Source organism: Aeoliella straminimaris (assembly GCF_024054565.1).
Taxonomy (GTDB): Bacteria; Planctomycetota; Planctomycetia; order Pirellulales; family Lacipirellulaceae; genus Aeoliella; species Aeoliella straminimaris.
In genome coordinates this window covers 615612-629971 of record NZ_JAMXLR010000036.1, presented here as the reverse complement: position 1 = coordinate 629971, position 14360 = coordinate 615612, and the positions used below count along the sequence as shown (strand labels likewise).

Sequence of the window (14360 nt, the reverse complement as noted above, 5' to 3'; positions counted from 1 at the left end):
AGCTGGCGGCAGCCCGAACTCGCAAATAAACTGGAGCCGTCAATTGGCAAGTATGTGAACCACACCATTGAACGTAAACCCATACAGCTCGCCGCAAACCTCTTCGGACTCCGCAGGAGTTGTCGGCGTCGATACAAACCTGCTGCCCATTACGGTGCGTTATGTATGGACGGCCGACGAACTGGTAAAGGCGACGCAGTTTCATCGGCGATCCATACTTCGACGAGGGTTCGCCATCGCGATAGAAATTTTCTTAGCAGTCCTCGCCCTTATCGGGCTGGCCATCGTGGTTAGCGGTCACTATGCAGGATACTTATTGCTCGTCGGTGGTGGCCTTGCGCTGCTTCTGTCTTTGGTTGGCACCACCTGGCTACTTCGCTGGCAGTTCCATCGACGGCCCGACAGGCATACCGAAATCACCTGGATCATCGACGCCATTCAACTGAAGAACCAACACGACTTGGGCCGCACGGAATTCACTTGGGCCGCTATCTCCAAGATGACACACACGCCCGAAGGCATACTGCTGTACCCGAATGACCAGGTGTTCTACTGGCTGCCGCGACACGGCTTCGCAGGCTGTCAGGAGTTCGAAACACTCGTAGAACTTGCGAAAACGAACGTCGCCAGATGCTCCGCTATCAAGTAACGACTACAGCCTGGTGCGGTTGCCGAATGATATAGCCACAAAGAGGAACAGAAGACACGAAAAGCGCTGACGATACTCCGCCAAAACAACCCTCCCTTTTCGTGCCTCTTCGTGTCTTCTTTGGTGGCGATCGTTTCTCTCAGTTTGCTCCTGTTCAAGAATGCGAAACTGCGAGGGACGGCCGAAGTAAGCCAGTGGAGTTCTCGCTAGCATATGACGCGACCACGGCCCTTACGGGCCCCGCTCGCCACAATTCGTTCTGTCAAAGTCTGCCGGTCAGGCGATCTTCTCTATGTCGGTAGTCCATCGGGGACATGCCAGTGGCAGCGGTTGAAACTAATTGCCCTTAGTTTCCGTGCGCAGCGAACCGATCGAATGTGCTAAGTACCCTGCAACAGATCGAGGGGAGCGAGACGGGGCCGCCGGCGCCCATCGCCCCACGGTTAACGGCCGCGGGCCAGCGAGCCGTACTTTCCGACGGACTCCGCTTGGCAGACCCCGTACAGTGAGGAATTTGACGATGTTGTCCACACAATTACTGCTCTCGAAAAGCTCGACGTTAATTGTAGCCCTCGTGATGGTGTCTGGATCCGATGCGCCGCTAGCACAGGCCCAGAACTATATCGCGGTGCTGCAGGACTCGTTCGCCTTGGCGCCGGAGCCGATCGAGGCCGACGCCATTAAACCGATGGAAGGCAAACCCAAGATCGAAGTGTTCCGCGAACGCTATCCCAACGGCGCGATTCGCATCGAACGCGAAGTGACGCTCGACAAAAATGGCAACTACGTCAACCACGGTTCGTGGCAGATGATGAATCAATCGGGCACGTTGACCGCCAGCGGCCAGTACGACTTTGGCAAGCGGGTTGGTAACTGGACGTTGAGCCTGGATCGCAACGACGCGGCCATCCTTCGCGAGACGCCTTTCAACATGTTCAAGGCCCCCTTCACGTCGAATGCCAACTTCAATAACGACAAGATTGACGGCGACTGGCTGATCGTCGATGCCGAGCAACGCAAGGTGAGTCAGATCAGCTTCGACAACGGAGTGCGCCACGGTTTGGCCATGACCTGGCTGACCAACGGCAGCGTGCTGCGTCAGGCCGAGTACAACCACGGCATCCCCGTGGGCGAAGTGCTGCAGGCCAATACCTCGACCGGCGAACTGCAACGCAGCGCCACCTACCTGGATGGCCGCCGCATCACGACGAACATCGACTACTTCACGCGGGCCAAGCGGCAGAAGAGCCTGGAAGAGATGTACCTGGCGCCAAAGACCGTGCAGAAGACGCCTGACGACTTCTGGAACAGCACGTTCGCCACGTACGACCACGAAGGCGAACCACTTCGCCATGGCTTGAGCAAGACGTGGTTCAAGAATGGCCAGTTGGAGTCGGAAGGTCAGTACGAGTACAACAAGCGAGTGGGCCACTTCCGCTTCTGGCATCCCAACGGCCAGATTTCGTCCGAAGGCGATTTCAAGAACGACGAATACACCGGCCACTGGGTCTGGTGGCACGAAAATGGCCAGAAGGCCATCACCGGCCGCTACGATGAAGGCCGCACCATTGGCGAGTGGCGGTGGTGGAACGACAAAGGCCAACTCTCCGACCGCCTGAACTACGACGGATCGGAGTACGCGGACACTTCGGAAGTGCCGCACACCAGCCAGAACCAGGAACTGGAGCTACGTTTGACCAAGTAACGCAGCTACCATTAACTGTTTGAAAACCATCGCGAAGGGCAAGCCGGTGAGAACCAGCTTGCCCTTCGCGTTTTCTACCCTACACCGCCACTACTCGAGCATAAAGTCGGCGTAGTCCTGCACCGTGCCAGCCGCATCGGCAAGGTACACCCGGGCGATGGTGGGCTTGGTGAGTTCTAACTCGGGCAGTTGAATCGTGACGCGGCTGTCACTCCACTGCAGCGACCGGACCAACAACGCCCGTCCGTCCACCAACAACACGGCCCTGCCCTGTGCGTCGCCAGCACCGCTGGTATTGAGGTCGAGCGGCTCACCACTGCGAAGCGAAGCCAACTCGTCGACAGGTGTCGCCGGTGTGCCCCAGGGGTCGAGATTCATCCAGCGGCCATTGAAGAACCGGGCCGGTGCTGGGGGCAGCACCGCTTCGGCCGGAATTACTGTTTGCGGCCCCTGCGCTCCAAGCATCGCGCTCACGCTGCCAAAGAACGGATCGGGTGGCAGCGGAAATCGTGGTACCGGAGCCAGCGGTTCGACTTCTTCGGCTATAGCCTCTGCGACAACACGCTTGAGCACCGAACGTTCTTCGATGGGAAGCTGGGCCTTGGCCGGCTCGGGCAACAGCTGCTCGGCTGGAGTGGGCTCCAGGGCCCCCTGGTTGCCGAGCAGGCCGCCGGCCAGCGGATCCGGTTCGATCGGCAAATTCTCATCGTACTGAAACTCGAATTCCTCCTCGCTGAACTCCTCAGCGGGCGCTTCCACCGCCAACTCGTCGGAAGAGAGGGCATCCGGCTGCTCAGGTAGCTCTGGCAGTTCCGGCAACGTTGGCGTAGCCGCCAACTCGGCCTCGGAAAGGGCTCGATCCTCGTCGTCCGCCTGGGGAGACTGGGAGTCGCTCGGCGAGCGCTCGCCTACCAGCGCCCGATAGAGCACGCTGGAGGGTAGCAACCGCAGTAGTTTGGAACCTTCGGCGCGAGCCGCGCCCGGCGCCGAAAAACTGCCCAATATCGCGGCCAAAACCGCCAGCGTGAATACCGTTTGCGCCCGCATGGTGCACCTCGCAATTCCCGTATATGAAGTTAAAAGGCCACACCAGCGGTGGCTTCAGGATCACATACGGGGGAGAGGGCGGGGTGTTACAGAATTTCTCGTCACTTTTTGTGCATCTCGTTCCCACGCTTTGCGCGGGAATAGAATGGTCGAACCGTCTGCGGTTATCGCCGCAGAGGGGCTCTTCAGCCTGAAGTTTTAGGTCCCCGCCTCCGAAGGCGTCGCTCCAGATATCCCAGCAAGATCGTGCCGGCCATTCCCAGCAGGAACCACACAACGATCAGTATGGCGATGGCCCCCTGTCCAATTTCGATCATCGGCTCCACGTCCTCGGGATGCCAAATGCGATAGAAGCGCGCCGATACCCATAAAGCTGCCAAGCCGCTGAGGATCCACACGCTGGTGAGCCACAGAATGCTAAACAGCCAACCCAAGGAAGGAACCGGCCATCGAGGGGCTCGTGGCACACTTGGACCGCCAACTGGCTCGCCCGACTCAGGAGACTCATAGGGGTTCTCGGATGCCATGATCGTCCTCGAGCGTTCCACTCTATCAGCGTCTTTGCTTCGCCCCGCTGCGTCTCTGCGTCGGCCCTTTTGCTTGCTGCTGAGCGGCACGTTGGCGTTTGACGAAGTTCTCGGCCTGGCCGGTCATTTCGAACAGGAACCGGCTGGGGATTGTCTCGCGCGGCTTGCCCCATTTACGGCGGGTGAGGGCCATGGTCATCGTGAGCTCGTCCTGCGCACGGGTCACGCCCACGTACGCCAGGCGGCGTTCTTCGGCAATGTCTTTCTCGGTGCCTTCAAGGCTCCGTTTGTGCGGCAAAATACCCTCTTCCAGGCCGACCAGGTACACAAAGGGAAACTCCAGGCCTTTCGAGCTGTGCAGTGTCATCAGGGCGATGGCGTTTTGCGAGAGCTGCTTTTCTTTCTCGCGGCTTTCGTCCTGGTTGCCAACCAACAGGTCATCGAGGAACGCGATAATGCGGTCGCGGGGTTTCTTTTTGCGCGATTTGCGGCGGGTGTCGTAGCTGGCCGCGGCGTTGGTGATTTCTTCCACCGTGGCCCAGCGGGCATCGCGGTCGTTGGGGTCTTCGTACAACCGCCGGATTTCCGCCTCGTACTTGGTGTCGTCCAGGATGCGATGGAACATATCCTGCAGGCTGAGCCGCTCGGCCAACTCCTGCCAGGTCTGCACCATGTTGCGGAACTCCAGCACGCCCTTCATCGCCGCTTTCGAAAGGCCGGTCACGCCCGTGGGACTTTCGATCATGTCCCACACGTGCTTGCCGCGGGCGGCGGCCTCGGTCACCAGGGCCTTCCGCGCCGCGTCGCCAATGCCACGCGGCGGCGTGTTCAACACCCGCAACACGGCGGGATCGTCACCCGGATCGGCCACCAGTCGCAGGTACGCCAACAGGTCGCGCACTTCGCGGCGATCGAAGAAGCTCATGCCGCCGATCAGCACGTACGGCAGTTGGGCCGCGCGAAGCTCGGTTTCGAAGGCCCGCGGCTGTTCGTTGGTGCGGAATAGAATCGCAAAATCCTTGGCCCCGCGGCCCATGCCCATCAGCCGCTGGATGTCTTTCACCACGCTAACGGCTTCGTCCTGCTCGTCCTTGAACTGCAGGATGCGAGGGTTCGGCCCTTCGTGCCGCGCGGGCTTGAGGACCTTATCGTGCCGCTCGGAGTTAAATGCAATCAGCGTGTTGGCGTGCTGGATGATCGAGGCGCTCGAACGGTAATTGTCCTCCAGCCGCACCACCTTGGCATCGGGCCAGTCCTTGGCGAACCGCAAAATGTGCGTCACCTCGGCGCCCCGCCAGCCGTAAATCGATTGGTCGTCGTCGCCCACCACGCACAGATTGCGATGCCCCATCGCCAGGCCGCGGACGATTTCGTACTGGCTGTGGTTGGTGTCCTGGTACTCGTCGATCAACACATGATCGAACCGCGCGGCCTCCTTGCGGCGGACCTCGGGATGCTTGGTAAACAATTGCTCGGTCAGCAGCAGCAGGTCGTCGAAGTCGACGACGCCGGAATTTTTCAGCGACTTTTGGTAACGCCGATACGCGGCGGCGGCAAGGTGCTCGCGGTCGGTCTCGGCGAGGCTCATCGCACCAGACGGTGAGACGCTGGCCATCTTCCAGCGACCGATGAAGCCCAACAGGTCGCTCGGCTTCAGGCTGTCGGCCGGGGCGCGAATCTCGCGGAGGGCGGCCCGGGCGGCGCTCTCCTGGTCGCCTCGGTCGCAGATGGCAAACCGCTCGGGGTAGCCCAACACCGGGGCGTGGCGGCGAAGGATGCGGACGCACAGGGCGTGGAACGTCGAAATCTCGGGCCGCGGTGCGTCGGCCTTGCGATACTTGCCCGGCAGCAGATCGGTGGCCCGCTCCTGCATTTCGCCCGCCGCTTTGCGGGTGAACGTCACCGCCAGAATGCGTTCGGGCTTCGTGCGGTGGCGAATCAGGTTCGCAATGCGGAAAGTCACGACCCGCGTCTTACCCGTCCCTGCGCCGGCCAGCACCAGCAGCGGGCCGCTGAGCGTGTTGACCGCATCGCGTTGTGGGGGATTCAATCCGTCGGACATCGGGGCATCATGCGGGGAGGGACAAAGGGGGCATGGCATAATACCCGGGAGAGCCCAAAGCGTCAGCGCCCGGAGCGAGCCATTCGAAGTCCGGGCGCCGACGTATGGGGCTCTCCAGCGGAAAATCCTCCGCTTGACGTTAAACCGCTACAAATTCTACACTTACGGTTTCTCAACTAATCCAGAACGTCCGCCCAGGCGAAAACGATGAAATCCGAAGAACGTCACGAGCTGGAAACCAACTCGCTTGCCAAGTTTCTGTCCGAAGGGAGCGACAAACTCGGCCCCTACGCCTCGTATCTTGTCTACGGTGTGCTGGCCGTGGTCGCCCTGTGGGCCATTATCAGCCTGACCACCGGCAATATGCGTGCGAAACAGGAGCGCGAGTGGGATTCCTACACCATTGCGACCCTGCCCGGCATGTACGACGCCGTGGCGCTCCGCTCCGCGGCCGAAGAGTACCCCAACCAGCCCGTGGGCGAGCTGGCCGATATCGCCTGGGCCGATGGGCAACTGACCGACGGGTGCAATACCTACTTCAGTAACAAGACGCAGGCCATGGAATCGCTCGATGGCGCCGCCGAGGCCTACCAGCGCCTGGCCAAATCGACCTCGAACAAGGTGCTCAAGAGCCGAGCTCAATTGGGCTATGCCAAGGCCCTGGAGGCCAAGGGCGAGATTAAAGACGCCATCGCCGCCTACGAAAAAGTGACCGGCACCTTCAGCGAGATAGCGGACGAACGAGTCAAGGAACTCGAAGCGGTGGATGCCGAAAAGTATGGCGATTGGCTGGCGCGTGCCACGGGTTCCACCCGCGCGCCAAGCTTTGGTGCGGGTGGCATGCCGGGCTTCTCGCCCGACTCCCTAGGCCTGCCGGGCGACGACACCGCTGCCCAGCGGCAGGAGACCGAGCGGCTGCTGAACGAATTCGACCGTCTGCAGGGCATGTTGCCCGATTCGCCCGCAGGGGATCGCTACGACGCCACGGAAGAAGGCGACGATGCCCCCAAAGCCGACCCCTTCGCCGACATCCCCTCGCCCGGCGCTGCAACGGAAACTCCTGCTGCCGAAGAATCGAGCAGCGAAGAGCCTGCCACCGAAGAGCCGATGACCGAGGAGGAGTCCACCACCGAAGAAGCCGTGGTTGAGGAGCCGACAGCGGAGGAGCCAGCTGCGGAAGAGCCTGCCACGGAATCACCGGCGGAGGAGACTCCGGCCGAAGAGCCTAAAGACGAGTAAGTGCTCGGGACATCTGCTGCCCCCGCTTCCAGAACCAAGATAGGCCGCCGGCCAGGGCCGTTCGGAACTCGTAGTGAGTCCACTGTCGCGATGACCGACGCCGCGCAACCCGAATGGCCGCAAGTGCTCGTGGTCGACGAGACCGCGGCCGGCAAGCGGCTCGACGCGTATCTCGCCGCCCAGCTCGATGGCTACAGCCGCGTCGCCGTGCAAAGGGCCATAGGCGCTGGTCAGGTAACAGTCGACGGCCATGACGTGAAACCGTCGATGCACGTCGAACCGGGCTGGACGATCCGCGTCGCCGGCATCGAAACGGTTCGCCCCGGCCCCGAGCCCGAGGAGATTCCGCTCGACATTCTGTACGAAGACGACTGGATGGCGGTCGTCAACAAGCCGGCCGGCATGGTCGTCCACCCGGCCAAGGGTCACTGGAGTGGCACCCTTGCCTCGGCCCTGGCGTTTCGCTTCGGCCAGCTCAGCACGACCGGCGGCCCCCAGCGGCCCGGCATCGTCCATCGGCTCGACCGCGACACGACGGGCGTAATCGCCGTGGCCAGGAACGATCGCTCGCACGAGGCCCTGGCCGCGCAGTTCAAAGAGCGGACCACCGAGAAGGAATACTGGGCCATTGTGCGCGGCGTGCCGGACCGCGACGCCGACGTAATCGACCGCCCCATCGGCCCGCACCCCAAACTGCGCGAAGCGATGGCGATCCGCCCCGGCCACCCCGACGCCCGCGAAGCCCTCACGACGTTCCAAGTGATGGAACGCTTCGAACGCTTCAGCCTGCTAAAAGTGCTCCCCAAGACGGGCCGCACCCACCAAATTCGCGTGCATTTGGCGAGCATTGGCTTGCCGATCTTGTGCGACAAGCTTTACGGCGGGTCGCTCCGCGTCAACCGTGGCGAACTACTTCCCAAGATGGCGGCGTACAATGAACGTCGAGAGGGAAAAGATCCCTCGGACGCTGTGATCCTCGAACGCCAAGCCCTCCACGCCCGGCGGCTTTCAATCAACCATCCCGGCACGGGGGAACGGATGACGTTTGAGGCGCCGTTGGCGAAGGATTTTGAGCAAGCACTGGAATGTTTGCGTTCTGCTTAGTCCCGTTTTCTCACGCAGAGACGCAAAGACGCAGATGTGACGCCGATTCTACAGAGCCACTTCGTGGATGAGCCTGTCCTCGGCTTCATCGTACTCCGCTGACACTTCGCAGCTGATCCGCACGGCAGTCCCCGCCTCTGCGTGACAACCTGCTTGCCAAGCCCCCGCTCCGCGGTACGATAGTCTCGCCTCACCTTTTGAGGTTTCACACAAGCTTATCTAGCAACGGAGGTACGAGATGGGTTTGCTCAAGGAGTTTCAGAAGTTTGCCATGCGGGGCAACGTGGTCGACATGGCCGTGGGCGTGGTGATTGGTGGGGCGTTTGGCAAGATCGTCACCGAGCTAGTGGGCAAGATCGTGATGCCGATCGTCGGCTGGATGACCAGCGGCGTGAATCTGGCCGAGGCCACCTACGACATCACGATCCCCGCCATCAAAGAAGGCGCTGAGCCTTCGACCATCGAAATCGGCTGGGGGGCGTTCGCGCAGTCGATTATCGACTTCATCATCATCGCTTTGGCAATCTTCCTGGTCGTCAAGCTGATGAACAAAGCCCAGGAGCAATTCGCCGCGAAACCTGAAGCTGAAAAGCCGGCCCCGCCAGAGGATATTCAGCTCTTGCGCGAGATTCGGGATGAGCTCAAGAAAGCATGACGCTCGTTCCCACGCTCTGCGTGGGAACAGACTGGATAGCCGCTCTGCGGCGAATGCCTGAGTGGCAGCTCGGACTTGGTATGGTAGCGGAGTGACCGCAGAGCGGTCGGATAGGTATTCCCACGCAGAGCGTGGGAACGAGGGAACACGCTACAACAGCCCCATCAGATCCTTCACCCCCACCGCTCGCGGGCTCGAAAGCCGCTCGCCCCAGTGGAAGCCGGCGGCTTCGCCGAAGTAGTGGGCCATGGCCTCCAGGCGGGCGAAGATGTGCTGCTTCTCGGGTGGGAACTGCGTGGCGTAGGCCTGCACCGAGGCGATTTTCTGTTCGTAGGTACTGCTGATGTCCATCACGAAGCTGTTGCCGTGCGGGGGTGGCTCGAGCGAGTAGAAGTTCAGCGAGTAGTACAACAGGCCGTCGATCTTGTGGGGCGGCAGGTGGTCGAACTCGTGGTCCCACTTGGTGAGCCGCGAGTAAAACATGGCCGCCTCGGTTAACTGCACCGCCTGCCAATGGTCGGGCGATGCCGTGGGGGTGCGGTCGCCCAGGGCCAGGATGAGCCGCGGCCGCCACCGCCGGAACTCCTTGGCCAGCGCCACCCGCGAGTCCCAATCGTCCATCAAGCGTCGGTTGACCAAATCGAGCGTCGTGCGGTGCTGCACCCCCAAAATGCGGGCCGCCTCGGCCGCTTCCTCGGCTCGGACCTCGGGCCCGGGCGACATGGGGGTCGGTTCGCCGTCGGTGAGATCGACGATGCCGACGCGGTAGCCCTGCTCCACCAGCTTGGCCAGGGTGCCGCCGCAGCCGATTTCCACGTCATCGGGGTGGGCCCCTACGGCAATCACGTCCAACGGATCGATCGAGAGTTCGTCGCTCATGAGAGGTCTATTGGCTGTTGGCTACTGGCTGTAAGCGAGCTGAATGGGGTCGGAAGCCTAAAGAATAGATCAAGAATAACTTCCGCTTACTCTCCTGGGCCCCCTCACCTAGCCTCTCCCCGCAAGGGGGAGAGGGAAGTATCGAGGAAGTTATTCTTGATCCATTCCTGCGTATCGCGGAAACTCCAAGCCCCCAACCACTTTACGCGCTTGACAGACCGCCCGGTGGCCCGTGAAAATCGTCGTTTTCCAGTTGTGCACCGTACTTCACCCAACATGTTTCCACAAGGTTGGCAGGAGGTGAGTAGGTTAGTAAGTGAGTAGGTGGGAAAGTCCCAATTTTACTTGCTCACCTACTCACTTACTCACCTACTACCCCCTTCCCCAGGCCCATGCTCATCGACTCCCCGCTTAATCCCCTCGAGAACACCATGCCGCTGGGCGACGAACCTTCCGCCGCGCCGTTTGGTCTTCCTGACAGTGTCCCTCCCCATGAGTCCGAGGTGGCGTCCGATCCGTTTGACGATTTCGACGACGACGACTTCGACGATGACTTCGACGACGACTTCGAAGAGGAATGGGACGACGAAACCATTGAGGACGAATTCGCCGACGAGTTCGAGCCCGATGAAGAAGAAGTGGAAGAAGAGATCGGCGAAGAAGAATACGAAGACGAGGACGAGAAGAAAAAGGACGGCGACAAGTTCAACGACGACGAAGACTTCGACGATTGAGCCCAAGGGGGAAGTCGGAAGGGGCAAGGGGGACGCGGAGCGAATTGTGTCATTCTGAAGGAGGCTCGCCGACTGAAGAATCTACTCGCTTCCAACTGAGATCCTTCAGTCGCTTAGGCTCCCTCAGGATAACATTCGCTCCAACCTCTAATCCACGCGATACAATCCCCACTCCCCTCCGCTATGTTCAAACCTGTTCCCGGTTCTGTATCTTTCCCCAAGCTCGAAGAAGAAGTCGGCGCGTTTTGGAAGGCGAGCGAGATCTACCATAAGTCGCTCGCCAAGCGCGAAGGGGCCCAGCCGTTCGTGTTCTACGAAGGCCCCCCCACCGCCAACGGCATGCCCCACCCGGGACACTGCCTGACCCGGGCCATCAAGGACCTGTTCCCCCGCTACAAAACCATGCGGGGCTATCGCTGCGAACGCAAAGCGGGCTGGGACACGCATGGTCTGCCGGTCGAGGTCGAGGTCTGCAAGCAACTCGGCATCCACAGCAAAGAAGAAATCGAAGCACACGGCGTCGAACCGTTCATCCAGCTCTGCCAGAAGAGCGTCTGGCGGTACATGCAAGAGTGGGAACGCATGACCGAAAGGCTCGGCTTCTGGGTCGATCTGGAGAAGGCGTACGTCACCTACCACCAAAGCTACGTGGAAAGCGTGTGGTGGAGCCTCAAAAACCTGTTCGATAGGGACCTGTTGTACCAGGGCCATAAGATCGTCTGGTGGTGGGCCCAAGGCGGCACGGCGCTCAGCTCCGGCGAAGTTGGCCAAGGTTACCGCGAGGTGGCGGATCCGAGTGTGTTTGTGAAGTTTCCGCTCTTGGATGACGACGGGAAGCAGACGGATACATCGCTGTTGGTCTGGACCACCACGCCTTGGACGCTGCCGAGCAACCAGTTTGCGGCCATCAATCCCAAGCTGAGCTACTGCAATGTCTTTGATGAAGAGACAGAAGAAACGTACATCGTAGCGACCGATTTGGTGGAGACGCTGGAAGGAAAGCTGAAGCGACCACTGAAAAAGGTCGCCGAGCTCGATACAAGCGGGCTGATTGGCTCCCACTATCGACCGCCCTTTGACTGCTATTATGACAAATCACGGTCGGATGAATGGAAAGTCGTTGCAGCCGACTTCGTCACGACCGATAGCGGATCGGGCGTCGTTCATCAAGCGCCTGCATTTGGCGAAGTCGACTACGACGTGCTCGTTCAGCAGCGAGAAGTGTCGGGTAGCGACATCCCGCTCATCAACGCTGTCGGTCCCGATGGCAAGTTCACCGACGAAGCGCCCGAGTTTGTGCGTGGTCGCTGGGTGAAGGAGTGCGACAAGGACATCATTCGCAACCTCAAGGAACGCGGACTGCTTTACCACCAAGAGCAGTACCTGCACGACTATCCGTTCTGCTGGCGGGCCGAGGACGATCCGCTGATCCAGTACCCGCGGGAGAGCTGGTTCATCAAGACCACCGCGTTCAAGGACGCGATGCTCGAGAACAATCAGCAAATCAATTGGCTGCCCGAGCACATCAAGGGCGGCCGGATGGGCAAGTTCCTGGAGTCGAACGTCGACTGGGCCCTCAGCCGCGAACGGTATTGGGGCACTCCACTTCCCATTTGGGAGTGCAGTAGCTGCGGACGGCAGTCCGCAGTTGGCGGCTACGATGAGCTCGAAGCAAAACCGAACGTTTCCGGCTTCGAGGTCTGGGAAGCGGCGAAGAAGAAGAATCCCGAGCTTCCCGAAGACCTGAAAATCCACAAGCCGTACATCGACGCGGTCGAATTCGACTGCGAGCATTGCGGCGAAGGTCGCATGCAGCGCGTCACCGAAGTAATCGACTGCTGGTACGACAGCGGCGCGATGCCGTTCGCCCAGTGGGGATACAAGGGCCAGGACATCGGCGAAGCGAAAGAGCGGTTCGAAAGCCAATTCCCCGCCGACTTCATCAGCGAGGCGCTCGACCAAACCCGCGGCTGGTTCTATTCGCAACTTGCCATCTCCACCATGCTGTTTGGGGAGGATCGAGGGTCGAGGGACGAAGGACGAGAATCCGACGCCAGCCCTCGCCCTGCGCCCCCTTACCCTCACCCCTTCAAGAACTGCATCGTGCTGGGCTTGATGCTCAGCGAGTGGTACGAGGACAAGAAGGACGCGAAGAAGCTGTATCTTACCGAGGAAGAAGCGAAGGCCGCCTGCGGCAAGAAGGGTTTCAGGCATGCCGTCGGCAAGATGTCGAAGAGCAAGCGGAACTACCGCGAGCCGAACGAGATCTTCGACCGCTACGGCGCCGACGCTTTGCGGTGGTACCTGTTCGCCAACCAACCGCCCTGGACTTCGATCCGCTATAGCGAAGAAGCGATCAAGGACAGCATCCCCGAATTCCTCCTGCGGCTGTGGAACTGCTACAGCTTCATGGTGATCTACGCGAACATCGACGAATGGGATCCGGCGGAGGAATGCGGAGTTCGGAATTCGGAATGCGGAATGCTTGACGCAAGCGTCTTTGCGAAGGCTGAGTCGTACCGACCGGTGTTCGATCGTGATGAGATCGATCGCTGGATCCTCAGCGAGCTGAATCGCACCGTGGCGCTGGTGACTGAGCGAATGGACGCCTACGACAACTTCGGTGCGTGCGGGGCGATCAACGAGTTCGTCGACGCCCTGTCCAACTGGTACGTCCGCCGCAGCCGCGACCGGTTCTGGGCCAAGGACAAACGGGCTACGGACAAGCTCGACGCCTACTGGACACTGTACGAGTGCCTGCTGACCACCACCAAGCTGATCGCGCCGTTCGTGCCGTTCCTGGCCGATGCGATGTGGCAGAATCTGGCTGGTGTATTTCAAGAAGGGGCTAGGAGTGAGGGGCCAGGGGCGAGTGCCAATGAACCCTCGTCCCTCGACCCTCGATCCTCGATCCTCTTCCCCGAATCGGTTCATCTGTGCGATTACCCCGAACCTCACACCGCGCTGGTGGACGAAGAGCTCTCGGAGCGGATGGCGCTGGTGCGTTTGATCTCGTCGCTAGGCCGCCGCGCCCGTGAGATGGAGAACCTGAAGGTCCGCCAGCCGCTCTCCAAGGTGGAAGTGATCCTGGCCAACACCAGGCAGCAAGCGTGGCTCGAAGAGCACGCTGGCGTGATCGCCGACGAGCTGAACGTGAAAGCGGTGGAGTACTCGGACCAGCCCGAGAAGTACGTCGACCACCAGGTGCTTCCGAACTTCAAACTACTGGGCAAGAAACTTGGCAAGTTGATGCCGAAGGTGAAGGCCGCACTCGACCAGGCCAGCGGCAGCGAACTGCTGGCCAATATCCGCGACAACGGCCGTATCAACCTCTCGGTCGACGGCCAAGAGATCGAACTATTGCCCGAAGAGGTCGAAGTCCGCATCACGGCCAAAGAAGGATACGCCTCGGCGAACGATAAAGGCGTCGTGGTGGTGCTGGCCACCGAGCTCACACCCGAGCTGGTGGCCGAAGGCACGGCCCGCGACCTGGTCCGCGCGATCCAGGACACCCGCAAGGAAAAGGGTTGCGAGTTCACCGACCGCATCGAGGTGGGCATCGTGTCCGACGACGAAACGGTCCTCGCAGCCGTGGACCAGTTCGCCGACTACGTCGCCGGTGAGACGCTTTCCGACTCGGTGAAGCTCGGCGAGATTGCTGGTGTGACGCCGATCGAAATTACCCACGGTGATGTGACGGTTAAGCTTTACATCAAAGTCAAGAAGTAAAAAGGAACACTAATAACCACTAATCTTCGC

General features: G+C 60.6%; 11 protein-coding genes. 7 read left to right on the top strand and 4 right to left on the bottom strand.

All coding sequences use genetic code 11. From position 1 onward, the window contains the following. Nucleotides 1-67 precede the first annotated feature (67 nt). Both NG895_RS11945 and NG895_RS11940 read left to right on the top strand, forming a co-directional pair. The gene (locus tag NG895_RS11945) at nucleotides 68-649 is read left to right on the top strand and encodes a YcxB family protein (protein WP_252852730.1); all 582 of its coding nucleotides are present in this window, start codon (nucleotides 68-70) and stop codon (nucleotides 647-649) included. Nucleotides 650-1169: 520 nt separating this feature from the next. Further along, nucleotides 1170-2354: a toxin-antitoxin system YwqK family antitoxin gene (locus tag NG895_RS11940; protein ID WP_252852729.1), complete on the top strand. Its 1185-nt coding sequence runs from the start codon at nucleotides 1170-1172 to the stop codon at nucleotides 2352-2354. A gap of 90 nt (nucleotides 2355-2444) precedes the next feature. On the opposite strand, the gene NG895_RS11935 is transcribed toward NG895_RS11940, so the two are convergent. The 3 genes from NG895_RS11935 to NG895_RS11925 form a co-directional block, all read right to left on the bottom strand. Next, nucleotides 2445-3401, bottom strand: coding sequence for a hypothetical protein (locus tag NG895_RS11935; protein ID WP_252852728.1), 957 nt, complete (start codon nucleotides 3399-3401; stop codon nucleotides 2445-2447). Between the two features lie 185 nt (nucleotides 3402-3586). Beyond that, the gene (locus tag NG895_RS11930; RefSeq protein WP_252852727.1) at nucleotides 3587-3928 is read right to left on the bottom strand and encodes a hypothetical protein; all 342 of its coding nucleotides are present in this window, start codon (nucleotides 3926-3928) and stop codon (nucleotides 3587-3589) included. A 25-nt stretch (nucleotides 3929-3953) separates the two neighbouring features. Further along, nucleotides 3954-5990, bottom strand: coding sequence for an ATP-dependent helicase (locus NG895_RS11925; protein ID WP_252852726.1), 2037 nt, complete (start codon nucleotides 5988-5990; stop codon nucleotides 3954-3956). A gap of 207 nt (nucleotides 5991-6197) precedes the next feature. Between NG895_RS11925 and NG895_RS11920 the strand changes: the two genes are divergently transcribed. The 3 genes from NG895_RS11920 (at nucleotide 6198) to mscL (ending at nucleotide 8988) form a co-directional block, all read left to right on the top strand. Next, entirely contained in the window at nucleotides 6198-7229 is a 1032-nt protein-coding gene (locus tag NG895_RS11920; RefSeq protein ID WP_252852725.1) for a tetratricopeptide repeat protein, read from the top strand. A 90-nt stretch (nucleotides 7230-7319) separates the two neighbouring features. Next, nucleotides 7320-8333, top strand: coding sequence for an RluA family pseudouridine synthase (locus NG895_RS11915; protein ID WP_252852724.1), 1014 nt, complete (start codon nucleotides 7320-7322; stop codon nucleotides 8331-8333). Between the two features lie 238 nt (nucleotides 8334-8571). Further along, nucleotides 8572-8988 carry a large-conductance mechanosensitive channel protein MscL gene (gene mscL / locus NG895_RS11910; protein ID WP_252852723.1) on the top strand — a complete coding sequence of 139 codons (417 nt, stop codon included), beginning with the start codon at nucleotides 8572-8574 and terminating at the stop codon, nucleotides 8986-8988. A gap of 150 nt (nucleotides 8989-9138) precedes the next feature. Here the strand turns inward: mscL and NG895_RS11905 are convergent, their stop codons facing one another. After that, nucleotides 9139-9867 carry a PIG-L family deacetylase gene (locus NG895_RS11905; RefSeq protein ID WP_252852722.1) on the bottom strand — a complete coding sequence of 243 codons (729 nt, stop codon included), beginning with the start codon at nucleotides 9865-9867 and terminating at the stop codon, nucleotides 9139-9141. A gap of 392 nt (nucleotides 9868-10259) precedes the next feature. Between NG895_RS11905 and NG895_RS11900 the strand changes: the two genes are divergently transcribed. Both NG895_RS11900 and ileS read left to right on the top strand, forming a co-directional pair. Continuing rightward, a complete protein-coding gene (locus NG895_RS11900; protein WP_252852721.1) occupies nucleotides 10260-10601 on the top strand; it encodes a hypothetical protein in 342 nt (113 codons plus the stop codon). A 183-nt stretch (nucleotides 10602-10784) separates the two neighbouring features. Beyond that, a complete protein-coding gene (ileS, locus tag NG895_RS11895; protein WP_252852720.1) occupies nucleotides 10785-14330 on the top strand; it encodes an isoleucine--tRNA ligase in 3546 nt (1181 codons plus the stop codon). Nucleotides 14331-14360 lie beyond the last annotated feature (30 nt).